The sequence below is a fragment of the Streptomyces sp. NPDC021012 genome (assembly GCF_044333355.1).
Classification (GTDB): domain Bacteria; phylum Actinomycetota; class Actinomycetes; order Streptomycetales; family Streptomycetaceae; genus Streptomyces.
Genome location: NZ_JBIRQU010000002.1, coordinates 216,847 through 239,941 on the forward strand (window position 1 = coordinate 216,847; position 23,095 = coordinate 239,941).

A 23,095-nucleotide genomic window follows, 5' to 3' on the forward strand; every position below is an offset into this window, starting at 1 on the left:
GGCTCCGCCCCGTCCGCCCGGCCTCGCGGAGACGCCGGTGACCAGGGCGTATCGTGGGGCCGCGCCGATGCGCCGCGGCCTCGGGGTTCTGGTTCGATGGTCGGCGCCCTCATCGTCGGTCGCAAGGAGCGGGACCCTGAGTACGTCGTTCGCGGAAGCTCTGTCCATCGGACTGCTGGTACTGGTGCTGGTCTGCGCGGTGGTGCGGCCATGGGGCTGGCCCGAGGCCGCGGTCGCGGTTCCCGCGGCCGGGCTGGTCGTCGCCACCGGCGCGATCTCGCCCTCGGACGCCTGGGCCGAGGCGGAACGGCTCGGGCCGGTGATCGGGTTCCTCGCCGCCGTCCTGGTGCTGGCCCAGCTGTGTGACGACGAAGGCCTGTTCCGCGCCTGCGGGGCGTGGATGGCCCGGACGTCCGCCGGGAGTCCGCGGCGGCTGCTCGCCCAGGTGTTCGCGGTCGCCTCCGTGATCACGGCGGTGCTCAGCCTGGACGCCACCGTGGTGCTGCTCACCCCGGTGGTGTTCGTCACCGCGGCCCGGCTGGGCGCCCGGCCCAAGCCGCACGTCTACGCCTGCACCCATCTGTCGAACACCGCCTCGCTGCTGCTGCCGGTCTCCAACCTCACCAATCTGCTGGCCTTCGCCGCCAGCGGGCTGACCTTCACCCGGTTCGCCGCGCTGATGACGCTCCCGTGGCTGGCGGCCATCGCCGTCGAGTACGTGGTGCTGCGCCGGTTCTTCGCCGCCGACCTGGACGCCGGGGCCCCGCCCGCGGCCGAGGTGACGGCACCGGAGATGCCGCTGTTCGCCCTCGTCACCGTCGCCTGCACGCTCGCCGGCTTCGTCCTGACCTCGGTCATCGGTGTCGATCCCGCCTGGGCGGCCCTGGCCGGCGCGCTCGCGCTCGCCGTCCGGGCCCTGGTCCGACGCCGCACCACACCGGTCGCGGTCGTCCGCTCGGCCGCCGTGCCGTTCCTGGCCTTCGTGCTGGCGCTCGGCATCGTGGTCCGGGCCGTCGTCGACAACGGACTGGCCTCCGCGCTCGGACACCTCGTCCCCGACGGCACCTCCCTGCCCGCGCTGCTCGGCACGGCGGCGCTGGCCGCGGTCCTCGCGAACGTCATCAACAACCTGCCCGCCACCCTCGTACTGCTGCCGTTGGCCGTCCCGTCCGGCGCCGGGGCGGTCCTGGCGGTGCTGCTCGGGGTGAACATCGGCCCCAACCTCACGTACGCCGGGTCCCTGGCCACCCTGTTGTGGCGGCGCATCGTCCGCGAGCACGACACCGACATCGGCCTGGGCGAGTTCACCCGCCTCGGACTGCTCGTCGTGCCCGCCGCCCTGGCAGTGGCCGTGGTGGCACTGTGGGGTTCACTGCAGATCATCGGAGCATGAGAAGCCCGAGGGGATGAGCCCGTGACCGTCGTCGTCTGGATCACCGAAGGCACCTGGCCCGCCTGTGTCGACGCCGCTCGTACGCATGCGCCGCAGGACGCGGAGATCGTCCTGCTCCACGTCAGCGGCCAGGAGGTGCCGGGCGTCGCGCACGGCGCGTTCGCCGGGCTGCTCGGCCGCGGCCACCGCGAGAGGGACCCCGGCACCCGGGTGGAGACCCTGGCGGCGGCCTCCGCCCAGCACCTCCTGGACGCCGCGGCCGACCGCCTGGGCCGGCGCTGCGCCCATGTGGAGCGCACCGGGCGCGTCGAGCGCGAGGTCGTCGCGGCGGCCGAGGGCGCCGAGCTGCTCGTCCTCGCACGCGACGGCGACCGCACCCGCCTCGGACCGCACAGCCTCGGCCCCGCGACCCGTTTCGTCGTCGACCACGCGCCGTGTCCCGTCCTGCTCGTCTGGCCGGAACCGGCACCGGACACCGCCACGATCCCTCCCCCGCCCGACCAGCCGTAGCGGTGCCCCGTTCAGTGCCCGGTGTCCGGGTCCGGGCAGGAGAGCCGGTACCGGCCGCCTGCCGACAGGCGGCCCCGGAAGCGCCGTGCGTCGCCGGGGACCGCGACGGCCGTGACCGGCCGGCCCTCGTGGTCGGTCAGGACGGGCGGGCCTTCGCGCCCGGGCCGCGGGTCACCCCGCCGGAAGCAGGGTGGGGTCCGCCATGATCCGGCGGATCGTGGTCTGCGCGGCGCCGAGGACGGGTCCGCGCCGGCCCAGGGCGGACGGGCGCAGTGCCTCAGGGGCCCAGGGCCGGACCATGACCCGGTCGGCCAGTTCGGCGCGGACGGACGGCAGCAGCCACTCGGCCAGTTCGGCGTAGGTGCCGCCGAGGACGAGTCCGTCCGGGTCGATGAGGTCGACGGCGGACGCGAGGGCGAGGCCCAGGGCGCGGCCCGCGCGGTCCAGCGCCACCAGGGTCGGGGCATGCCCGGCGCCCGCCCGCTCGGCCAGCAGGGCGACCGGGTCGTCCTGCCGGGCGTGCTGCTCCAGGCCGGCCTCGCGCAGCACGGCCGCCTGGCCCGCGTACTGCTCCAGGCAGCCGCGCGCGCCGCAGGCGCACCGGACGCCGTCCGGGTGGACGGGGATGTGGCCGAGTTCGCCGGCGAAGCCCCGGGCGCCCCGGAACAACCGGCCGTCGATGACCAGGGCGGCGCCGATCCCGGCCTCCGCGGAGATGTGGACGAAGGTCTCCTCGGCCTGCTCGGCGTTCCAGTACTCGGCCAGGGCCCCGAGGTTGGCCTCGTTCTCCGGCTCGGGCACGGTGTCCCGGTCGGGCCAGTGGTCGGCGACGCCGACGGAGCGCCAGCCGAGGTTGGGCGCGCGCTCGACCCGTCCGCCCGCTTCGTTCGGCACCGCTCCGGGCACGGCCAGGACCCGGCCCTCGACGCGCAGCCCGAGGTCGCGGGCCTCGGCCTCCGCCTCGGCGGCCAGCGCGGCGATCTCCGCCAGCACCCGCCCGGGCGGGCGGCCGGCGTTCGCCCGTTCCACCCGGCGCCACACCCGGGGTTCTCCGCGCAGGTCCACGACGCATGCGCCGAGGTGCGTGACGCCGATCTCCAGGCCGAGGCCCGCGGGGCCCTCGTCGCTCACCGACAGCGCGCGTCCGGGGCGGCCGACCCGTCCGCCGGACGCGGTCTCCGCCTCGGTCAGCGCGCCCCGCCCGATCAGTTCGTCGACCAGCGAGGAGACGGCCGCCCTGGTCAGACCGACGCGTCCGGCGACGTCCGCGCGGGACAGCGGGCGGGTGGGCGTGCTGTGCGCGGCGACCGCGCCCAGGACCACCGAGAGGTTCCGCCGTCGCATGTCCTGCTGCGACGCGGGCCCGCTCCCCTGGCTGTTCCTCGCTCTGCCGACCACTGCCACGCGCGCCCCTCTTACCGGTTCTTGGCCGGGGCTCCCTGCAAGGCCCCGGCCCGACGCAGGGTATCGCCGATCCGTTCGAGGGCGTCCGTGTCCCGTGGTACGGGCTCGAGGACCGGGCCCTCTGCGGTGCGCCAGCGGCGTGCCACCGCGTCGGCGGGCTCGCCGGTGAGCAGTGCGGCGGCCTGGGCGGCCGCGCCGAGCGCGACGAGTTCCCGCGCGCCGGGCACCCGGACGGCCCGGCCCGAGAGCCGCAGGACGGTGCGCTGCCAGGCGCGGCCGCGGGCGCCGCCGCCGATCAGCAGCAGGGGCTCGTCGCCCGCCGGGTCCTCGCCGCCCGCGCGCAGGACGTCGTCCAGGGCGGTGAGCAGGGCGTGGGCGGCGCCGTCGTAGGCGGCCTGGAGCAGCTGTCCCGGTGTGGTGTCGTGACGAAGTCCGTGGACCAGTCCGGAGGCGCCCGGGAGATCGGGGGTGCGCTCGCCGTCGAGGTAGGGCAGCACCACCGCGGAACCGCCGTCCTCGACCTCCTCGCGTCCGCGTCCGAGGAGGGCGGCGAAGCGGTCGACGGCGAGGGTGCAGTTCAGCGTGCAGGCGAGCGGCAGCCAGCCGCCGAGGGCGTCGGCGAAGCCCGCGACCGTCCCGCTCGGGTCCACCGGCCGGGTCCGGCCGACGGCGTAGACCGTGCCGGAGGTGCCGAGGCTGAGCACCGGCTGCCCGGGGCGCAGGCCGAGGCCGAGGGCCGCGGCCATGTTGTCGCCGGTTCCGGCGGCCACCAGTGCCCCTTCGCGCAGCGCCGTCCCCGGGCGGACCTCGCCGGCGGGCGCGCCCGGTGCGAGGACCCGCGGCAGCAGGGCCGGGTCGAGGCCGATGCGGTCGAGGACGTCCTTGTCGTAGCCGTCCGGGCCCCACCAGCCGGTTCCCGAGGCGTCACCTCGGTCGGTCACCGCCTCTCCGGTGAGCCGCTCGGTCAGGAAGTCGTGCGGGAGGCGGACGGCGGCGGCGCGGTCGGCCGCGGCGGGCTCGTGGGCGCGCAGCCAGGCCCATTTGGTGGCGGTGAAGGCGGCGGTCGGGAGGCTGCCGGTGCGGTGGACGAGCTCCGTCGGGCCGAGCTCGGCCCGCAGCTCGGCGGCCTGGGGGGCGGAGCGGACGTCGTTCCACAGCAGCGCGGGGCGGACCGGTGCTCCGGCCGCGTCGAGGGTGACGAGGCCGTGCTGCTGGCCGGCGATCGAGACGGCGGCCGCGCGCTCGGCCCAGCCCGTCCGTACGGCGGCCTCCTCGAACGCCCGCCACCACTGCTCGGGATCGCTCTCGCGGCCGGCTCCCTCGCTGACGGTGTGCGGGGCGCGTCCCTCGCCCAGGACCGCGCCCGTGTCGATGTCGACGGCGAGGGCCTTGGTGGACTGGGTCGAGCTGTCGACGCCGATCACGACACGCTGCTCGGTCATGCGTTCCTCCCCTGGGGGTTCCTTCTGACGTCCCCGCATACTAATTTGTTAAGTGCCATGACAAACACCCCCTCGACACGGATCCGGAGCCGCTCCATGTCCAGCGCCCCGCTCGTCCCCACCCCCGCGCACAAGTTCACCTTCGGCCTGTGGACCGTCGGCTGGCAGGGGCGCGACCCCTTCGGCGACGCGACCCGCCCCGCCCTCGACCCGGTCGAGACCGTGCAGCGACTGGCCGGACTCGGCGCCTACGGCGTCACCTTCCACGACGACGACCTGATCCCCTTCGGCGCGGACGACGCCACGCGCGAGGCGACCGTCAAGCGCTTCCGCGCCGCCCTGGACGACGCCGGGCTGAAGGTCCCGATGGCGACCACCAACCTGTTCACCCACCCCGTCTTCAAGGACGGCGCCTTCACCGCCAACGACCGCGACGTACGGCGCTACGCGCTGCGCAAGACGATCCGCAACATCGACCTGGCCGCGGAGCTCGGCGCCTCGGTCTACGTCGCCTGGGGCGGCCGCGAGGGCGCGGAGTCCGGCGCGGCCAAGGACGTGCGCACCGCGCTCGACCGGCTGAAGGAGGCCTTCGACCTGCTGGGCGAGTACGTCGAGGAGCAGGGCTACGACCTGCGGTTCGCGATCGAGCCCAAGCCCAACGAGCCGCGCGGCGACATCCTGCTGCCCACGGTCGGCCACGCCCTGGCGTTCATCAACGAGCTGGAGCGTCCCGAGCGGGTCGGCGTCAACCCGGAGGTGGGCCACGAGCAGATGGCCGGGCTCAACTTCCCGCACGGCATCGCCCAGGCCCTGTGGCACGACAAGCTGTTCCACATCGACCTCAACGGCCAGTCCGGCATCAAGTACGACCAGGACCTGCGCTTCGGCGCGGGAGACCTCCGGCAGGCCTTCTGGCTGGTCGACCTGCTGGAGTCGGCAGGCTACGACGGGCCGCGCCACTTCGACTTCAAGCCGCCGCGCACCGAGGACTTCGACGGCGTCTGGGCCTCGGCGGCCGGCTGCATGCGCAACTACCTGCTGCTGGCCGAGCGCTCCCGTGCCTTCCGGTCCGACCCGGAGGTGCAGGCCGCTCTCGCCGCCTCCCGGCTTCCCGAGCTCGCCCTCCCCACCGCGCAGGACGGCCTGACCGGGCTCCTCGCGGACCGCTCCGCCTTCGAGGAGTTCGACGTCGACGCCGCCGCACAGCGCGGCATGGCCTTCGAGCAGCTGGACCAGCTGGCCCTCGAACACCTCCTCGGCGCCCGCTGACCCCGGACGGAAAGAGGCGGGGCCCCGCGCGCTCCTGCGAGCGCGCGGGGCCTCGTGCCGGTGCCGTTCGTCGGTCGGCGAAGTCCCGGCTACTCCGCCGAGAAGCGGTAGACCGTCGTCGAGCGGAACTCCTCGCCCGGGCGCAGGACGGTGGAGGGGTATTCGGGACGGTTGGGCGAGTCCGGGAAGTGCTGGGTCTCCAGCGCGATGCCCGCGTACGCCCGGTACGGGCGGCCGGAGCGGCCGGTCAGCGAGCCGTCGAAGTGGTTGCCGGTGTAGACCTGGAGCCCCGGTTCCGTCGTCAGGCACTCGACGCGCCGGCCGCCGGCCGGGTGGCTCAGCACGGCGACCCGCCGGAGTCCGTTCCCGTCGAGGACCCAGTTGTGGTCGAATCCCCCACCGGCCCGGCCGATCTGGGGGTCCGCGTCGACGACGCGCTCGCCGATCACCGCCGCCTCGCGCAGGTCGAAGGGCGTTCCGGTGACGGAGGCGATCGGGCCGATCGGAATCAGCTCCCCGTCGACGGGGAGGTATCCGGAGGCCTCCACCCGGAGCGAGTGGTCGAGCACCGCTCCGCTGCCCTCGCCGGCCAGGTTGAAGTACGCGTGGTGGGTGAGGTTGACCACCGTCGGGGCGTCCGTGGTCGCCCGGTAGCCGATCCGGAGTTCACCGGCCGGGTCCAGCAGGTACGTGACCTCGGCGCACAGCGTTCCGGGGAACCCCTGGTCGCCGTCGGGGCTGTGCAGGCGCAGGCGCACCCCGGCCCGCCGGCCCTCCCGGACCGGCACGCCGTCCCAGAGCCGGGTGGCGAAGCCGTCCGGGCCGCCGTGCAGGGTGTGGCCGCCCGCCTGGGTCGCCAGCCGGTGGGTCGTACCGTCCACCGGCGCGAGGCCGTGGGCGATCCGGTTGGCGTAGCGGCCGACCGTGGCACCCAGGTGAGCGGCCTCGCCGAGCAGGTCCTCGACGCGGTCGCAGCCGAGGACGACGTTCTCCCGCCGCCCGTCCCGGTCCGGCGCGTACAGCGCCTGGAGACGGGCGCCGAGGCTGAGCACCTCCGCGGTGACGCCTTCGGGGGAGCCGATGGTCCAGCGGGTGACGCGCCGCCCGTCCGGCAGGGTCGCGGCGACCTCCTGGGTGACCGTCGGTTCGCCATGGGAGACGAGTGCCTCTTTCGGCACGGGGGGCTCCGTTCTTCGTGGGACTGTGGGACTGCGACTGCGGGAAGCGGCGACGGTGGGGTCAGAACCCCTGGGCCAGGCGGTGGCAGACCTGGTTCCAGCGCAGTTCCCTGGTGAACCGGCGGATGTTCGTGTCGGCGTCGATCACCAGCAGCTCGACGCCGATCATCTCGGCGAGGTCCTCCGGTTCCTCGACCCCGAGCGCGGCGGAGAGCACGGTGTGGTGCGGTGCTCCGGCCGCCAGCCAGGCCTCGGTGGAGGTACGGAGGTCCGGACGCGGCCGGCGGCGGCGCGGGTCCAGGCGCCGATCCGGGCGGAGACGGCCGGGCCGGTGACGTGTCCGGCGACGGTCTTGCGCGGCACGCCGAGGCGGGACCGGACGAAACCGGACTCGCGGTCGCCGTGGGCGGCCTGGTTCAGGTTCATGAAGTCCATCGGTCAGGAACCGGACCTGGCGGCCTTCCAGCGGCTTCTTCATGGGGTGGCTCCTCACCGGGCCCGGGGCCGGCCGTAGACGTTCCGGTAGCGGAAGTCGGGGCTGTCGACGTCCGCCTGGGCGATCGGCAGGGGCTCGCCGAACCGGCGGGAGAGGTGGACGGTGCGGGCGACGTCCTCGCCGCGGGCCGCCCGGGCGCAGGTGGAGTGGGTGTGGACCACTCCGCCGACCTCGGGCAGGTGGCGGTACGCATAGGCGTGCGCGGCGGTGTCGGAGGAGGGCGCGTGGTCGCCCTCGACGACGGTTCCGTCCAGGTCGCGGACGATCATGTTCCGCGGCGTCAGCTCGTCGTAGGAGACGCCGTTGGGCTTGATCACGAGCAGGTCCTCGCCGGGGACGCGGGCGGAGACGTCGCCGGCGGTCCGGACCACCAGGCCGTAGCGGACCAGCTCCTGGTGCAGGTCGCCGACCTGGCGGCGAACGGGGTCGACGCCGGCGTTCACATGACCTCGCCCGATGCGGTGAGGGCGGTGTTCCGGATGTCGCGCAGGCGGTGCAGGAGCTTGTCGGCGCCGAGGCCGAAGTGGTCGTGCAGGGCGCGGTACTCGGCGAAGAGCCGGTCGTACGTGTCGGCGGCGGCCGGGTCCGGCTGGTAGGCGTCCCGGTGCACCCGGCCCATGGCGTCGGCCGCGGTCCGTACGTCCGGGTACGCCCCGGCGGCGACGGCGGCGTGGATCGCCGAGCCGAGCGCCGGGCCCTGCTCCGACTCGGCGACCGAGACCGGGCGGCGCAGCACGTCGGCGTAGATCCGCATCAGCAGGGCGTTCTTCTTGAGCCCGCCGGTGACGATGAACTCGGTGACGGGGACCCCGCCCCGCTCCAGGGCCTCGACGATGACCCTGGTGCCGAAGGCGGTGGCCTCCAGCAGGGCCCGGTAGATCTCCTCGGGGCGGGTGGCGAGGGTGAGGCCGACGATCACGCCGGACAGGTGGTGGTCGACCAGGGTGGAGCGGTTGCCGTTCATCCAGTCGAGCGCCACCAGGCCGTGTGCGCCGACGGGCTGGGCGGCGGCCTTGCGGCTGAGCAACTCGTGCAGGTCCTCGCCGGACGCCTCGGCCTCGGCCAGGTAGTCGGCGGGCACGCCCTGGCGCAGCCACCAGGCGAAGATGTCGCCGACGGCGCTCTGGCCGGCCTCGTAGCCGTAGGCGCCCTCGACGATGCCGTCCTCGACCACACCGCAGATGCCGGGGACCTCGGCGAGGGTGGCGCCGTTGACGACGTGGCAGGTGGAGGTGCCCATGATGGCGAGGAGCCGGCCGTTGTCGACGGCGCGGGCGGCCGGGGCGGCGACATGGGCGTCGACGTTCCCGGCGGCGACCGCGATGCCCTCCGGCAGGCCGGTCCACTCGGCGGCCTGCGCGGTGAGCGGGCCGAACCGGGAGCCGAGCGGGGAGAGCGGGTGCTCCAGGCGGGTGCGGGCGAAGTCGGCGAAGTCCGGGTGGAGCGCGCCGAGGTAGTCCTCGCTCGGGTAACTCCCGTCCTGGTGAATGCCCTTGTAGCCGGCCGTGCAGGTGTTGCGGCTCTCGGCGCCGGTGAGCTGCCAGACGATCCAGTCGGCGGCCTCGATCCAGCGCGCGGTCGCGGCGTAGACGGACGGGTCCTCCTCCAGGACCTGAAGGGCCTTCGCGTACTGCCACTCGGCGGAGATCCGGCCGCCGTACCGTGCGATCCACTTCTCGCTCCGGGCGTGGGCCAGGGCGTTGATCCGGTCCGCCTGGCCCTGGGCGGCGTGGTGCTTCCAGAGCTTGGGCCAGGCGTGCGGGCGGGCGGCCCACGCGGGCGTCTCGGCGAGCGGGGTGCCGTCGGCGAGCACCGGCAGGACGGTGCAGGCCGTGAAGTCGGTGGCGATCCCGATGACGTGCGCGGGGTCGACGCCCGCCACGGCGAGGGCGGCCGGTACGGCGGTGCGCAGCACCTCGCGCCAGTCTCCGGGGTGCTGCAGCGCCCAGTCGGGCGGGAGCTGCCGGCCGGTGCCGGGCAGTTCACGCTCGATGACGGCGTGCGGGTAGTCGCGGACGGCGGTGCCCAGCTCCTCGCCGTCCCGTACGCGGACCACCACGGCGCGGCCGGAAAGAGTACCGAAGTCGATGCCGACCACGTAGCGGTCCGGATCGGGGGCGTCGGGATTGACGGTCACGTGCTCATCCTTCGGACGTGTCGGGAGCATTTTGTTAGCGCTCACAATTGATTGTCAACGCGGTGCCGAAGTCCCCGTCAAGGGAGGTGCCGGCCCGCACCGGCCCGCGGAACGAGGAAGGGATCAGGGGTGTGGCCGACAGGGCGCCACGCTGCGGCGCAGCACCATCTCCGGGGAGATCTCCACATGGGTCGGGGAGGGCGCGGCGTCCTCGAGCTGCCCGACGAGCAGCTCCAGGGCGTGTCTGCCGAGTTCGCCGAAGTCCTGCCGCACGGTGGTCAGCGGCGGGGTGAAGTAGGCGGCCTCCGGGATGTCGTCGAAGCCGACCACGCTGATCTCCTCCGGGACCGAGCGGCCGGCCTCGTGCAGGGCGCGCAGCAGACCGAGGGCCATGTGGTCGTTGGCGCAGAAGACCGCGGTGACGTCGGGCAGTTCCGCGATCCGCAGACCCGCCCGGTATCCCGAGCGGGCGCTCCAGTCACCGCGTTCCACGTCCGGTACGGGAGCGCCGGCCGCCCGCAGCGTGCGGCGCCACCCCTCCTCGCGGTCCTGGCTCTCCAGCCAGTTGGCCGGCCCCGCCAGGTGGTGCACCGTGCGGTGCCCCAGGTCGAGCAGGTGCCTGGTGGCCTCTCCGGCACCGGAGCGGTTGCCCACCGACACCATCGGCACCTGCTTCTGGTTGCCCGATCCGACCGCGACGACCGGCACCGAGCTGGAGAGCCGGGTCACCGCGCTGACGGCGGAGGTCTGCGGCGCGATCACCACGACGCCCTCCACCCCCTGGTCGCGCAGCCGGTCGACGGCCTCCTGGACCGAGCGGCCGTCCAGCGAGCGCAGACTGGTCACGCTGACGAAGTACCCCGCGCTGCGCGCGGCCTGCTCGATGCCCTCCAGCATCGAGGCCGGCCCGTAGAGCGTCGATTCGAAGCTGACCACGCCGAGGGTCTGCGAGCGGCGGGTCACCAGGGCACGGGCGGCGGAGTTGGGCCGGTAGTCCAGCTCCCGGATGGCGGCCAGCACCCGGTCCCGGGTGTCCGGCCGGACGTGCGGGGCGCCGTTGAGCACGCGGGACACCGTCTGGTGGGACACTCCTGCCAGTTTCGCCACGTCCGCCATCACGGGCTGACGCTGTTCCGTCCCGGCGCTCTCGGTTCCCACGTGTAGTCCCTCCTCGGCTGCGGACCACAGTACGCGACCAGGTCCGGGCCCATCCAATGATGATCCCGGCCCCTTGACGTCACTCTTGTGAGCGTTAACACTCTTCCCACGCCAGGACAGAGCTGTCCCCGCCCCGAGACGTTCCACGGTGGCCGGGACCGCTCCGGCCGGCCCCGCTCGACCGCTCCCAGTCACCCAGCAGGGGTGCTCTGTGCCCGGTCGCGGAACATCACTGGAGGAACTGTGCGGAAGATTTCGGCGGGTCTGGTCGCCGCGGGCCTGGCACTCTCGCTGGCGGCCTGCGGACAGAGTGCCAACGGCGCCGGGGACGGCGCGGCCAAGGGCGACGCCAAGGGCGCGCTCATCGGCATCGCGATGCCGACCAAGTCGTCGGAGCGCTGGATCAACGACGGCGACAACATGGTCAAGGAGTTCCAGGCCAAGGGCTACAAGACCGACCTGCAGTACGGCGACAACGTCGTGGAGAACCAGGTCTCCCAGGTGGAGAACATGATCACCAAGGGCGCCAAGCTCCTGGTGATCGCCGCCATCGACGGCTCCTCCCTCACCAACGTGCTGCAGAAGGCCGCCGACGCGCACATCCCGGTGATCTCCTACGACCGGCTGATCCGGGGCACCGCCAACGTCGACTACTACGCGACCTTCGACAACTACAAGGTCGGTGTCCTCCAGGGCGGCTACATCGTCGACAAGCTCGGCCTCAAGAACGGCAAGGGGCCGTTCAACATCGAGCTGTTCGCCGGTTCGCCGGACGACAACAACGCCGGCTTCTTCTTCAACGGTGCGATGAGCGTCCTCAAGCCGTACATCGACAAGAAGAAGCTGGTCGTGCGCAGCGGCCAGACCGGCTTCAACCAGGTCGCCACGCTGCGCTGGGACGGCGGTGTCGCCCAGTCCCGGATGGACAACCTGCTGAGCAAGGCTTACACCTCCGCCCACGTCGACGCCGTGCTCTCGCCGTACGACGGCATCTCGATCGGCATCCTGTCCTCGCTCAAGGGCGTCGGCTACGGCAGCGCCAAGCCGCTGCCCGTCGTCACGGGTCAGGACGGCGAGCTGGCCTCCGTGAAGTCGATCATCGCGGGTGAGCAGACCCAGACCGTCTACAAGGACACCCGTCTGCTGGCCAAGGCCGCCGTCCAGATGGGTGACGCCCTGCTGACCGGCGGAAAGCCCGAGGTCAACGACACCAGCCAGTACAACAACGGCGTGAAGACCGTCCCGGCGCAGCTGCTCCAGCCGGTCAGCGTCGACAAGGACAACTACCGGAAGGTCCTGGTCGACAGCGGTCAGTACACCGCGGACCAGCTCAAGTAGCCCGCGGGGCCCGGTCGACGGGCCCCGTGCCGAACCGGCGGTGCGGAGCGCGGGCTCTCCCCGGCCCCGGGGTCTCCCCCGGCCCCGGGGCCTCCCGGCCCGGGAGGGCTCCCCCACCGCACCGCCCCGAACGATACGGACGCACAACCATGGCTGGACCCGTTCTCGAAATGCGGTCGATCAGCAAGTCGTTCCCCGGCGTCAAAGCGCTCTCCGAGGTCAACCTGAGCGTCGCCGCCGGCGAGGTGCACGCCGTCTGCGGCGAGAACGGCGCCGGCAAGTCCACCCTGATGAAGGTGCTCAGCGGCGTTTACCCGCACGGCACCTACGAGGGCGAGATCCTCTTCGAGGGCGAGCCCTGCCGGTTCCGGGACATCCGGGCGAGCGAGCAGCGCGGCATCGTCATCATCCACCAGGAACTGGCGCTGGTGCCGTACCTGTCCATCGCCGAGAACATCTTCCTCGGCAACGAGCACGCCTCCCGCGGCATCATCAGCTGGCACCGGACGCTCACCCACGCCGCCGAACTGCTCCGCCAGGTCGGCCTCGACGAGAGCCCGCACACCCGGATCGCCGACCTCGGCGTGGGCAAGCAGCAGCTCGTCGAGATCGCCAAGGCGCTGGCCAAGAAGGTCAGGCTGCTCATCCTGGACGAGCCCACCGCGGCGCTGAACGACGAGGACAGCCGCAAGCTGCTCGACCTGATCCTCGAACTCAAGGCGCAGGGCATCGCCTGCGTCATCATCTCGCACAAGCTGAACGAGATCGCCCGGGTCGCGGACGCCGTGACCATCCTGCGCGACGGACAGACCATCGAGACCATCGCGATCGGCTCCGAGGGCATCTCCGAGGACCGGATCATCCGCGGCATGGTCGGCCGCGACCTGGAGCACCGCTACCCCGAGCGCACCCCCGACATCGGGGAGGTCGCCTTCGAGGTCGAGGACTGGAGCGTCCGGCACCCGATCGACCAGCAGCGCATGGTGGTGGACGGCGTCTCGCTGAACGTGCGGCGCGGTGAGATCGTCGGCATCGCCGGCCTGATGGGCGCCGGCCGCACGGAACTCGCGATGAGCGTCTTCGGCCGCTCGTACGGGCGGTGGGCCGCCGGCCGGGTACGGCTGCACGGCCGGGAGATCCGCACCCGGACGGTGCCCGAGGCGATCGGGCACGGCATCGCGTACGTCACCGAGGACCGCAAGCAGCTCGGCCTCAACCTCATCGACGACATCAGCCGGAACATCTCGCTGAGCGCGCTGGGCAAGGTCGCCCGCAACGGCCGGGTCGACCGGCACGAGGAGACCCGGGTCGCCGAGTCCTTCCGCCGGACCATGAACATCAAGGCTCCGACGGTGTTCACGGAGACCGGCAAGCTCAGCGGCGGCAACCAGCAGAAGGTCGTCCTCAGCAAGTGGATCTTCGCCGAGCCGGAGGTGCTGATCCTCGACGAGCCCACCCGCGGCATCGACATCGGCGCGAAGGCGGAGATCTACACGGTCATCGCCGAACTGGCCGCCAAGGGCATGGCCGTGCTCGTCATCTCGTCCGAACTCCCCGAACTCCTGGGGCTGTGCGACCGGATCTACACCATGGCCGAAGGCCGTATCACCGGCGAGACGGCCCGTGCCGACGCCACCCAGGAATCCCTCATGCGGCTCATGACCATGAGCGCCGCATCCAGCAACGAGCAGGTGTGAGGCATGGCCCAGACCGAGATCATCCCGGATTCGTCCCCGAAGGCACCGCAGGCCGACCCGAGCCCCTCCCCCGGCGGCGTGCTGGTCCGCGCACTGCGCGGCAACGTGCGCCAGTACGGCATGCTGGTCGCGCTCGCGCTGATCGTGCTGCTGTTCCAGATCTGGACGGACGGCATCCTGCTGCAGCCGCTCAACATCACCAATCTGATCCAGCAGAACGGCTACATCCTCATCCTGGCGATCGGGATGATGATCGTCATCATCGCCGGGCACATCGACCTCTCGGTCGGCTCGCTGGCCGCCTTCGTCGGGGCCGCCGCCGCGGTGATGATGGTCGAGCACCACCTGCCGTGGCCCGTGGCGGCGCTGGCCGCGCTGGTGATCGGTGCCCTCGCGGGCGCCTGGCAGGGCTTCTGGATCGCCTACCTCGGCATCCCGTCCTTCATCGTCACCCTGGCGGGCATGCTGCTGTTCCGCGGGGGCACCCAGATCCTGCTCCAGGGGCAGTCGGTGGCGCCGTTCCCCACGGGCTTCCAGAGCATCAGCAGCGGCTTCCTCCCCGAGGTCGGACCGCACACCGACTACCACAACCTCACCCTGCTGCTCGGCCTCGCGGTGCTGGCCGTCGCGATCCTGCAGGAGGTGCGCGGCCGGCGGCAGACCGTCTCGTACGGTCTCGAACCGCTCCCGCTCGGGCTGTTCCTGGCCAAGCTCGCCGTGATCACCGCGGCCGTGGCCGTCTTCACCCTGCTGCTCGCCAGCTACCACGGCGTGCCGATCGTGCTGCTGATCCTCGGCGCGCTGCTGGTCGGCTTCGGCTACCTGATGCGCAACTCGATCATCGGGCGGCACACCTACGCCATCGGCGGCAACGAGGCGGCCGCCAAGCTGTCCGGGGTGAAGAGCAAGCGGGTCGTGTTCCTCGCCTTCACCAACATGGGCGTCCTCGCGGCGCTGGCCGGACTGGTCTTCGCCGCGCGGCTCAACGCCGGCACCCCGCAGGCCGGGATCAACTTCGAGCTGGAGGCGATCGCCGCCGCCTTCATCGGCGGCGCCTCCGCCAGCGGCGGCGTGGGCACCGTCCTCGGCGCCATCATCGGCGGCCTGGTGCTCGGCGTGCTGAACAACGGCATGTCGCTGGTCGGCGTCGGCACCGACTACCAGCAGGTCATCAAGGGCCTGGTGCTGCTCGCGGCCGTCGGCTTCGACGTCTACAACAAGCGCCGGGCCGGTTCCTGACCCGGCCTCCCGGACGGGAGACCGACGGCCGGTCGGGGTTCAGTGGGCCAGCAGCACCAGGACGAGCACGATCAGTGCCGGCACGGTCTGCACGAAGAGGATCTTGCGGGAGGACGTCACGGCGCCGAACACTCCGGCGACGGCGACGCACGACGCGAAGAAGACCCGCACCTGGAACCCGACCGGGTCGGAGGCGAAAGCTCCCCAGAGGAGCCCGGCCGCCAGGAAGCCGTTGTACAGGCCCTGGTTGGCGGCCATCGCCTTCGTCGCCAGGGCGAACTCCCCGGACGTGCCGAAGGCGGCACGGGCCCGGGGAGTGGTCCACAGGAACATTTCCAGAACCAGGATGTAGACGTGCAGGAGGGCGAGCGCGACAACCGCAATAACGGCAACTGTGGACATGACAGGCATATTACGCCGTGGCCGCGGCCCGACCGGCCGCCATGCGAACTGCCGTCGACCATTGAACCGGCATTTTGTTCAGGCACTTGCCCAATCGTCAAGGCGACCGGCAGCCGCTGGGCGACTCGCCGGGGCCGTGGGTGCGGTCAGCCCGGTCGGACCGGTCCGACGGTCAGCGAGTGCACGGTCGGGCCCGCGCAGTGCTCGGTCTTCCACGGGACGAAGAGCGCGGCCGTCCGGTCGGGCGGGTAGATCCGCAGGCCCTCGGCGGGCGAGAGCTCGCACTGCGCCGGGTCGTAGCCGCTGATGCCGTTGGCATCGCGCAGTCGGGCCTCGGCCCGTCCGCCGGGTGGAAGGGTGACGGTGGTGATCGTCCCCGGTTCGCGCACGGCGGCGTTGCCGGACTGCACGCCTTTCTGGGCCACGTAGGAGACCCCCGGGTAGCCGGTCATCGTGCACGTGACGGTGGACCTGTTGGTGAACACCAGGGTCGCGTAGATCGAACCCGCCGCGGGTTCGGGCCTGGTCAAGGTGGCCGAGAGGCCGCCGGTCGCGCACTCCCGGGACGGGCGGCCCGGCCCGGTCGGCCGGACGCTCCCCGTCGGCGACGGCGTCGCCGACGGGGAGCCGGCACCACTGGAGGGCGCGGGCGTGCTGGTCGACGGCGGGCCGGAGGTCCGGGAAGGCGCGGGCGTGGCCGGTGGGGAACCGGCGGCGCTGGAGGGCGCGGTCGCCGGCACGGACGGGGGCGGCGCCGGAGAGGGAGAGGACGAACAGGCCGTCATCGCCAGCGACGCGACGGCGAGGGCAGCGACCGGGAGCGCGGTCCCGCGCTTCCACGTCCCCGGCCTCGGCGACTCCGGGGCGGCCGCGCTCCACTCCCCGCGGACCGTGCACGGCGGCTTCCCGCGTCGCCCCCGCCCACGCGGGTCCACTTCGCTCTTCCTGCCGGGCAGGCTCGAACTGGGCATGGCCATGCCCTCACCGTACGCCCGCCCCCGTACGCGGCACCACGGTTCGGCCCCACCCGGGCGGCATGCGCGTACGCGCCCTCTCTTGCCACCGGCCCGGAGCGGCCATCCGAACTCACCACTCCTGGAACGCACATGCGTCAACTCAAGGGCCTTTGATTCACCCTTTCCGGTGGCGTGTGAGCGCCAGAGAGCACTGTCATCCGGTCAGCACGACAGGGACGCGCGCGGGCAGTGATCCAGGGGTGGCCGGCGGGAGCCCCGGGAGGCACCTGCGAGGGGCGGCGGCGCCGTGACGCGTGATGTCAGTGCGCGTAAACCCACCGGTCGGAGCTGGCCGGGACCTCTCCTCCCCGGCTGTACGCGGCGACGCGGGGGCGCTGAGCTACGGAGCGTTCCGGCCCCTTCCTCCTCCCCGTGCGCAGCACGGCGTCCGGAGCGCGGGGCCTCGCGCACCGCCGACCGATCGGAGAAGTCACCATGAGCACACCTCCTTCCGTCCCGCTCCGGGTCGCCCTCGTCAACGGAAGCTTCGAGCAGCCGTCCGTCACCGACATGGCGTTCCTGCCGGACGCCTCCCAGACCCAGGCCCCGCGGCACGTCCCGGGCTGGCTCACCACCGCCACCGACCACATGATCGAGCTGTGGCACTCCGGCTTCAACGGCGTCCCCTCCGCGGAGGGCGAGCAGTTCGCCGAGCTCAACGCCAACGAGGTCTCCACCCTCTACCAGGACCTGCCGACCACGCCCGGCACCAAGCTGTACTGGCGGCTCTACCACCGCGGCAGGCAGGGTCAGGACACCATGGCCCTGGACATCGGCGCCCCGGGCAGCACGGTCGAGCAGCGCACCTTCACCGACGGCAACACGGCGTGGGGGTACTACACCGGCACCTACACCGTCCCGGCCGGGCAGACCACGACCCGTTTCGCCTTCCGGTCCGTCTCGGCGGCCGGCGGAAACCGCGGGATCGGCAACTTCCTCGACGGCATCTTCTTCGGCACCGCTCCGCACGTGGTGCTCACCAAGAGCGCGGTGCCGGAAGGTCCGTTGGACATCGGCGATGTCGTCACCTACCGGATCACCGCCAGGAACGAGGGCGGCGGGGCCGCCGAACGGCTCACCCTCACCGACGTCCTGCCGCCGGGGACGACGTACGTGCCCGGTTCGCTGCGGATCATCGACGGCCCGAACGCGGGCGTGAAGACCGATCAGGCGGGTGACGACCAGGCCTCGTACGACCCCGGGAGCGACACGGTCACCTTCCGGCTCGGCACCGGCGCCTCCGCCTCCCAGGGCGGCAGCCTGGCCAACACCGCCGCGCTGCCGCGGGGCACCACCGTCGAGTACCGGGTCGCCCTCGGTCTGCAGACGGCGGGCACCCGGGTGACCAACACCGCCGTCGCCACGTACGAGAACCGGCTCGGCTCCGCCCCGGAGCCGCTGACGTCCACGTCCGACGAGGCCGTGACCGTGGTCAGGCCGGCCGCCGACCTGGACGTGACCAAGGCGGCCGACGCCACCACCGTGACCGTCGGTCAGACCGTCACCTACCGTCTGACCGTCCACAACGCCGGTCCCAGCCCCGCGACCGGCGTCACGGTCGCCGACCGGCTCCCGAGCGGGCTCGCCTTCCTGTCCGCCGACGCCGACGCCGGTGCCTACGCCCCGGAGACCGGGCAGTGGACCGTCGGCGCACTGGCCGTCGGCGCCCGCGCGACCCTCACCCTGCGGGCGAAGGCCACCAGGCCGGCGCGCCTCACCAACACGGCCACCGTCACCGCCGTCGAGAAGGACCCCGACCCGTCCGACAACACCGACTCCGTCACCATCTGCGTCGAACCCGCGCCGGCCTGCTGCACCCCGTGCGTACCCCGTAGCTGAGCGACGCGGAAGGAAGAACGGGCCCGGGACCCCGCATCGGGTGCCGGAGCCACTGGAGTGGGCTCCGGCACCCGTGAGGAGGATCCGGTCGATCCGCGCACCCCGGACACCAAGCCAGAACGAAGCCACCTACCCGCGCTTGCATGAATAGCGCGTATGCAATTATTGTCGAGACATGCAAAGGGACCACTCAAGCAATTCCGGAAGGGGGCGAGCCATGCCGCTCGCTCTGCTCGCCCTCGCGGTCGGCGCCTTCGGCATCGGTACGACCGAGTTCGTGATCATGGGGCTGCTGCCCCAGATCGCCGGCGACTACGGCGTCTCCATCCCGACCGCGGGACTCCTGGTCACCGGCTACGCACTCGGCGTCGTCATCGGCGCGCCGCTGCTCACGGTGCTCGGCAACAAGGTGAGCCGGAAGCGGATGCTGATGGTGCTCATGGGCCTGTTCGTCCTCGGCAACCTGCTCTCCGCGCTCGCCCCGAGCTTCGGACTGATGCTGACCGGCCGCATCGTCGCCTCGCTCGCCCACGGCTCGTTCTTCGGCATCGGCTCCGTCGTCGCCGCCGGGCTCGTCGCGCCGGAGAAGAAGGCCGGCGCCATCGCCACCATGTTCACCGGACTGACCGTCGCCAACATCGTCGGCGTGCCGCTCGGCACCTTCATCGGACAGGCGGTGGGCTGGCGCACCACCTTCGCGATCGTCGCCGCGCTCGGCCTGGTCGGGATGCTCGGCATCGCCCGCCTGGTGCCCGCGATGCCACGCCCCGAGGGCGCGCGCCTGCGCCGGGAGCTGACCGCCTTCCGCAACCCGCAGGTACTGCTCGCGATGGCGATGACCGTGCTCGGCTTCGGCGGTGTCTTCGCCGCGATCACCTACATCGCGCCGATGATGACGCACGCCGCCGGCTACTCCGAGGGCGCGGTCACCTGGCTGCTCGTACTGTTCGGCATCGGCATGTTCCTCGGCAACCTCCTCGGCGGACGCTTCGCCGACCGGGCGCTGATGCCCCTGCTGTACGTCACCCTCGGCGGCCTCGCGGTCGTGCTGGCCCTGTTCACCGTGACCGCCCACCACAAGGTGCTCGCCGCGATCACCATCCTGCTCGTCGGGGCGCTCGGCTTCGCGACCGTGCCGCCGCTGCAGAAGCGCGTGCTCGACCAGGCGCACGGCGCGCCGACACTGGCCTCCGCCGTGAACATCGGCGCCTTCAACCTCGGCAACGCGCTCGCCGCGTGGCTCGGCGGGCTCGTCATCTCCGCCGGCCTCGGCTTCACCTCCCCGAACTGGGTCGGCGCCGCCCTGGCCGCCGCCGCGCTGCTCCTCGCCTTCTGGTCGGCGGCGCTGGAGCGCCGGGCCCCCGCCGAGGGCGCCGAGGCGGACCGGACCGCCGGGGCCACTGAGGCCGCCCCCACCCTCGTACACCACTGAACCCGTCCACCCCAGGAGCCCCCTCGTGAGCACCCCCCGCACCCGGACCCCGGAAGAGGTCTTCGCCGACCACGGCGAGCGCCTCGGCACCGGCGACCTGGACCTCATCAGCGAGAACTACACGGAGGACGCCGTCTTCCTCACCCCCCGAAGGCGTCCTGACCGGGCGCGCGGGAGTCCGCGAGGGCATCGGCCGCCTGCTCGCCGACCTTCCCGGGGCCGAGTGGCGGCTGACCCCGCGGTTCGCCGGGGAGGTCCTGCTCCTGGAGTGGACCGCCGTCGGCGCCGACCACGAGGTCACCGACGGCGTGGACACCTTCGTCTTCCGCGACGGGCTCATCAGCGCCCAGACCGTCCGCTACACCCTCACCGACCGCCCCCTCTGAAAGTGCGCACCATGAACGACCCCCGCATCCCCACCGTCAAGCTCAACAACGGCGTGGAGATCCCCCAGCTCGGCTTCGGCGTCTTCCAGGTCCCCGACGACGAGACCACCGCCGCCGTCAGCGCCGCCCTGGAGGCCGGCTACCGCAGCATCGACACCGCCGCGATCTACGGCAACGAGGCCGGCGTCGGCCGCGCCCTGGCCGCCTCCGGCCTGCCGCGCGAGGAACTGTTCGTCACCACCAAGCTGTGGAACGCCGACCAGGGCTACGACGCCGCCCTGCGGGCCTTCGACGCCGGCCTGGCCAAGCTGGGCCTGGACTACGTCGATCTGTACCTGATCCACTGGCCGACCCCGGCCCGTGACCTGTACCGCGACTCCTGGCGCGCCCTGGAGCGGCTCGCCGAGGAGGGCCGGATCCGTGCCGCCGGCGTCTCCAACTTCCAGCCCGAGCACCTGCGCCGGCTGATGGACGGCGCCGCGCTGACCCCGGCCGTCAACCAGATCGAGCTGCACCCCGCGCTCCAGCAGTCCGAGCTGCGCGCCTTCCACGGCGAGCACGGGATCGCGACCGAGGCGTGGAGCCCGCTGGCGCAGGGCGCGGTCCTCGACGACCCGGCGATCGTGGCGATCGCCGCCGCCCACGGAAAGTCGCCCGCCCAGGTCGTGATCCGCTGGCACCTGCAGCTCGGCAACGTGGTCATCCCCAAGTCGGTCACCCCGGCCCGGATCCGCGCCAACTTCGACGTGTTCGACTTCGTCCTGTCGGACGAGGAGATGGCGGCGATCGGCGGCCTCGACCGCGGCCTGCGGACCGGCCCGCACCCCGACGAGCTGAACTGACCCACCCGCCCGCCGGGGGCACGGACAGCCCGTGCCCCCGGCAGCGCCCGTCACCGCCCCGGATTCAGGAGACCTTCCAGTGTCCGGGGCAACGGGTAGACCCGCTCGGTGGGGAACAGGGTTTGGGCCCTGGCGGCGCGGCCGCTCTGCATCAGCGTCGCGGCCTTGCGGACCTGGGGGGTGACGTCGGTGAGGCCCACGGTCCAGTCGTCGGTGAACGCCCTGATCAGGTGGCGGCTGATCCCGACCTGGATGCTGTAGTGGTTCAGGGCCGCCCCGCGGGCCGAACGCTCCGGATCCCACTGGACGTGCACGGCCGCCTGCGCCACGGCCGCCGGGTCCGCGGTCGTCAGAACGGCCCGGGACAAGGCCTCTTCCCATCCCTCGCGGGTGATCCGCACCGCGAGGATCCGCTCCTGGCCGGGTTTGCGGGCCCAGTTGCTGCGGTGCATCAGCCACAGGAACGACGGCTTGATCCACGTCATCCGCTGGAACGAGAACGGCGCCACGAAGCGCCCCGCGCGCAGTGCCGCGTCGGCGATGGCGGGCGAGTAGGCCTGGTAGACCACGATCGTGCGGGCGTCGTGGTCGGCACGGATCTGGTACTGGGGTGCTGCCATGCACCGCACCCTGTCATCCGGCCGGAGAACGGGGCGAACGGTTTTCCCCGGACGATTTCCCCCGGACGATTTCCCCCGAACGGTTTTCCCCGAAGGGTTTTCCCTCCGAAACGCGTCACACGCCGACTCCGTGCGGTGTGAGTCGGCGTGTGACAGTGCCGGCTTCCCCACGCGGAGGAAGCCGGCCGTTCGTCCCGTCGTCAGCCCGCGAGGAGCTGGAGGGTGTCGATCACGCGGTTCGAGAAGCCCCACTCGTTGTCGTACCAGGCGACGACCTTGACGTGGCGTCCCTCGACGCGGGTGAGGGCCGAGTCGAAGATCGACGAGTGCGGGTTGCCCACGATGTCGGCGGAGACCAGCGGGTCCTCCGAGTACTCGAGGACACCGGCCAGCGGGCCCTCGGCGGCGGCGCGGTAGGCCGCCAGGACGTCCTCGACGGTCACGTCGCGGGCGACGGTCGTGTTGAGCTCGACGATCGAGCCCACCGGGACGGGCACGCGGATCGAGTCACCGGACAGCTTGCCGTCCAGGTTCGGCAGGACGAGGCCGATGGCCTTCGCGGCGCCCGTGGAGGTCGGGACGATGTTGACGCCGGCGGCGCGGGCGCGGCGCGGGTCGCGGTGCGGGCCGTCCTGCAGGTTCTGCTCCTGCGTGTAGGCGTGGACCGTCGTCATGAAGCCGTGCTCGATGCCGGCGAGGTCGTCGAGGACCTTCGCGAGGGGGGCGAGCGCGTTGGTCGTGCAGGAGGCGTTCGAGACGATCGTGTGCAGATCGGCGTCGTACGCGTCGGTGTTCACGCCGTACGCGAGGGTGACGTCGGCGCCGTCGGCGGGCGCGCTGACGAGCACCTTCTTGGCCCCGGCGTCGAGGTGCTGGCGGGCGGCCTTGGCCGAGGTGAAGCGGCCGGTCGACTCCAGGACGATGTCCACGCCGAGCTCGGCCCAGGGCAGCTGCGCCGGCTCGCGCTCGGCGAGCACCTTGATGCGGCGGCCGTCGACGACGAGGGTGTCCCCGTCGACGGTGACCGGACGGCCGAGACGGCCCGAGGTGGAGTCGAAGGCGAGGAGCCGCGCGAGGGCGGTGGGCTCGGTCAGGTCGTTGACGGCGACGACCTCGAGGTCGGTGTCGCGCTCCAGGAGCGCGCGAAGCACGTTGCGTCCGATGCGACCGAAACCGTTGATGGCGATGCGAGTCATGAGTGGGGTGTCCCTTCCGACCTTCCGATTCGCCACCAAGGCTCGCGCGGAACGCACCCCCCGACCAGCGGCGTGATCGCCACGGTCCGCAAGTATCGCGC

At 72.5% G+C, this 23,095-nt stretch carries 19 protein-coding genes and 2 pseudogenes; 9 read left to right on the forward strand and 12 right to left on the reverse strand.

All coding sequences use genetic code 11. The features are described 5' to 3' along the window. Window positions 1-136 precede the first annotated feature (136 nt). Both ACH4TP_RS06300 and ACH4TP_RS06305 read left to right on the forward strand, forming a co-directional pair. A complete protein-coding gene (locus tag ACH4TP_RS06300; RefSeq protein WP_398436845.1) occupies window positions 137-1,393 on the forward strand; it encodes an SLC13 family permease in 1,257 nt (418 codons plus the stop codon). A gap of 21 nt (window positions 1,394-1,414) precedes the next feature. Continuing rightward, complete coding sequence (locus ACH4TP_RS06305; RefSeq protein ID WP_398436063.1) at window positions 1,415-1,903, forward strand: universal stress protein; 489 nt, start codon at window positions 1,415-1,417, stop codon at window positions 1,901-1,903. A 171-nt stretch (window positions 1,904-2,074) separates the two neighbouring features. On the opposite strand, the gene ACH4TP_RS06310 is transcribed toward ACH4TP_RS06305, so the two are convergent. Together ACH4TP_RS06310 and xylB are read right to left on the reverse strand one after the other, a co-directional pair. After that, the gene (locus ACH4TP_RS06310; protein WP_398436065.1) at window positions 2,075-3,247 is read right to left on the reverse strand and encodes an ROK family protein; all 1,173 of its coding nucleotides are present in this window, start codon (window positions 3,245-3,247) and stop codon (window positions 2,075-2,077) included. 71 nt (window positions 3,248-3,318) lie between these two features. Beyond that, window positions 3,319-4,749 carry a xylulokinase gene (gene xylB, locus ACH4TP_RS06315; protein WP_398436067.1) on the reverse strand — a complete coding sequence of 477 codons (1,431 nt, stop codon included), beginning with the start codon at window positions 4,747-4,749 and terminating at the stop codon, window positions 3,319-3,321. Window positions 4,750-4,845: 96 nt separating this feature from the next. Here xylB and xylA point away from each other — a divergent pair, with 96 nt between their 5' ends. Then, complete coding sequence (gene xylA / locus ACH4TP_RS06320; protein WP_389234276.1) at window positions 4,846-6,018, forward strand: xylose isomerase; 1,173 nt, start codon at window positions 4,846-4,848, stop codon at window positions 6,016-6,018. Between the two features lie 89 nt (window positions 6,019-6,107). Here the strand turns inward: xylA and ACH4TP_RS06325 are convergent, their stop codons facing one another. From ACH4TP_RS06325 to ACH4TP_RS06350, 6 genes and pseudogenes are all read right to left on the reverse strand, one after another. Beyond that, window positions 6,108-7,196, reverse strand: coding sequence for an aldose epimerase family protein (locus tag ACH4TP_RS06325; RefSeq protein WP_398436070.1), 1,089 nt, complete (start codon window positions 7,194-7,196; stop codon window positions 6,108-6,110). A gap of 61 nt (window positions 7,197-7,257) precedes the next feature. After that, window positions 7,258-7,479 (reverse strand): annotated as a pseudogene (locus ACH4TP_RS06330) (L-arabinose isomerase); the annotation flags it as partial. 50 nt (window positions 7,480-7,529) lie between these two features. Beyond that, window positions 7,530-7,631, reverse strand: a pseudogene (locus ACH4TP_RS06335) (hypothetical protein); the annotation flags it as partial. Window positions 7,632-7,685: 54 nt separating this feature from the next. Continuing rightward, window positions 7,686-8,135, reverse strand: a complete 450-nt coding sequence (locus ACH4TP_RS06340) for a class II aldolase/adducin family protein (RefSeq protein ID WP_398436071.1) — start codon at window positions 8,133-8,135, stop codon at window positions 7,686-7,688. After that, window positions 8,132-9,829 (reverse strand): ribulokinase, encoded by a 1,698-nt coding sequence (locus ACH4TP_RS06345; protein WP_398436073.1) that lies wholly within the window; start codon window positions 9,827-9,829, stop codon window positions 8,132-8,134. The genes ACH4TP_RS06340 and ACH4TP_RS06345 overlap by 4 nt, the downstream gene beginning before the upstream one ends. Before the next feature lie 123 nt (window positions 9,830-9,952). Then, entirely contained in the window at window positions 9,953-10,945 is a 993-nt protein-coding gene (locus ACH4TP_RS06350) for a LacI family DNA-binding transcriptional regulator (protein ID WP_398436847.1), read from the reverse strand. Window positions 10,946-11,230: 285 nt separating this feature from the next. Between ACH4TP_RS06350 and chvE the strand changes: the two genes are divergently transcribed. The 3 genes from chvE (at window position 11,231) to mmsB (ending at window position 15,261) form a co-directional block, all read left to right on the forward strand. After that, the gene (chvE, locus tag ACH4TP_RS06355; protein WP_389234264.1) at window positions 11,231-12,325 is read left to right on the forward strand and encodes a multiple monosaccharide ABC transporter substrate-binding protein; all 1,095 of its coding nucleotides are present in this window, start codon (window positions 11,231-11,233) and stop codon (window positions 12,323-12,325) included. Between the two features lie 149 nt (window positions 12,326-12,474). Further along, a complete protein-coding gene (mmsA, locus tag ACH4TP_RS06360) occupies window positions 12,475-14,022 on the forward strand; it encodes a multiple monosaccharide ABC transporter ATP-binding protein (RefSeq protein ID WP_389234261.1) in 1,548 nt (515 codons plus the stop codon). 3 nt (window positions 14,023-14,025) lie between these two features. Next, window positions 14,026-15,261 (forward strand): multiple monosaccharide ABC transporter permease, encoded by a 1,236-nt coding sequence (mmsB, locus tag ACH4TP_RS06365; RefSeq protein WP_389234258.1) that lies wholly within the window; start codon window positions 14,026-14,028, stop codon window positions 15,259-15,261. A gap of 39 nt (window positions 15,262-15,300) precedes the next feature. On the opposite strand, the gene ACH4TP_RS06370 is transcribed toward mmsB, so the two are convergent. Next, entirely contained in the window at window positions 15,301-15,663 is a 363-nt protein-coding gene (locus tag ACH4TP_RS06370) for a DUF1304 domain-containing protein (protein WP_398179992.1), read from the reverse strand. A gap of 146 nt (window positions 15,664-15,809) precedes the next feature. Further along, complete coding sequence (locus ACH4TP_RS06375) at window positions 15,810-16,640, reverse strand: DUF4232 domain-containing protein (protein ID WP_398436075.1); 831 nt, start codon at window positions 16,638-16,640, stop codon at window positions 15,810-15,812. A 474-nt stretch (window positions 16,641-17,114) separates the two neighbouring features. Between ACH4TP_RS06375 and ACH4TP_RS06380 the strand changes: the two genes are divergently transcribed. The 3 genes from ACH4TP_RS06380 to ACH4TP_RS06390 all read left to right on the forward strand — a co-directional run bounded on the left by ACH4TP_RS06380 (window position 17,115) and on the right by ACH4TP_RS06390 (window position 21,178). After that, on the forward strand, window positions 17,115-18,518 hold the full coding sequence (locus ACH4TP_RS06380; RefSeq protein ID WP_398436077.1) for a hypothetical protein: 1,404 nt from the start codon (window positions 17,115-17,117) through the stop codon (window positions 18,516-18,518). A gap of 217 nt (window positions 18,519-18,735) precedes the next feature. Continuing rightward, a complete protein-coding gene (locus ACH4TP_RS06385) occupies window positions 18,736-19,950 on the forward strand; it encodes an MFS transporter (protein ID WP_389234249.1) in 1,215 nt (404 codons plus the stop codon). A gap of 397 nt (window positions 19,951-20,347) precedes the next feature. Then, the gene (locus ACH4TP_RS06390; RefSeq protein ID WP_389234243.1) at window positions 20,348-21,178 is read left to right on the forward strand and encodes an aldo/keto reductase; all 831 of its coding nucleotides are present in this window, start codon (window positions 20,348-20,350) and stop codon (window positions 21,176-21,178) included. 50 nt (window positions 21,179-21,228) lie between these two features. Here the strand turns inward: ACH4TP_RS06390 and ACH4TP_RS06395 are convergent, their stop codons facing one another. Beyond that, a complete protein-coding gene (locus ACH4TP_RS06395; protein ID WP_398436079.1) occupies window positions 21,229-21,798 on the reverse strand; it encodes a DUF4291 domain-containing protein in 570 nt (189 codons plus the stop codon). Window positions 21,799-21,998: 200 nt separating this feature from the next. Continuing rightward, window positions 21,999-22,994 (reverse strand): type I glyceraldehyde-3-phosphate dehydrogenase, encoded by a 996-nt coding sequence (gene gap, locus ACH4TP_RS06400; RefSeq protein WP_398436081.1) that lies wholly within the window; start codon window positions 22,992-22,994, stop codon window positions 21,999-22,001. Window positions 22,995-23,095: the final 101 nt, after the last annotated feature.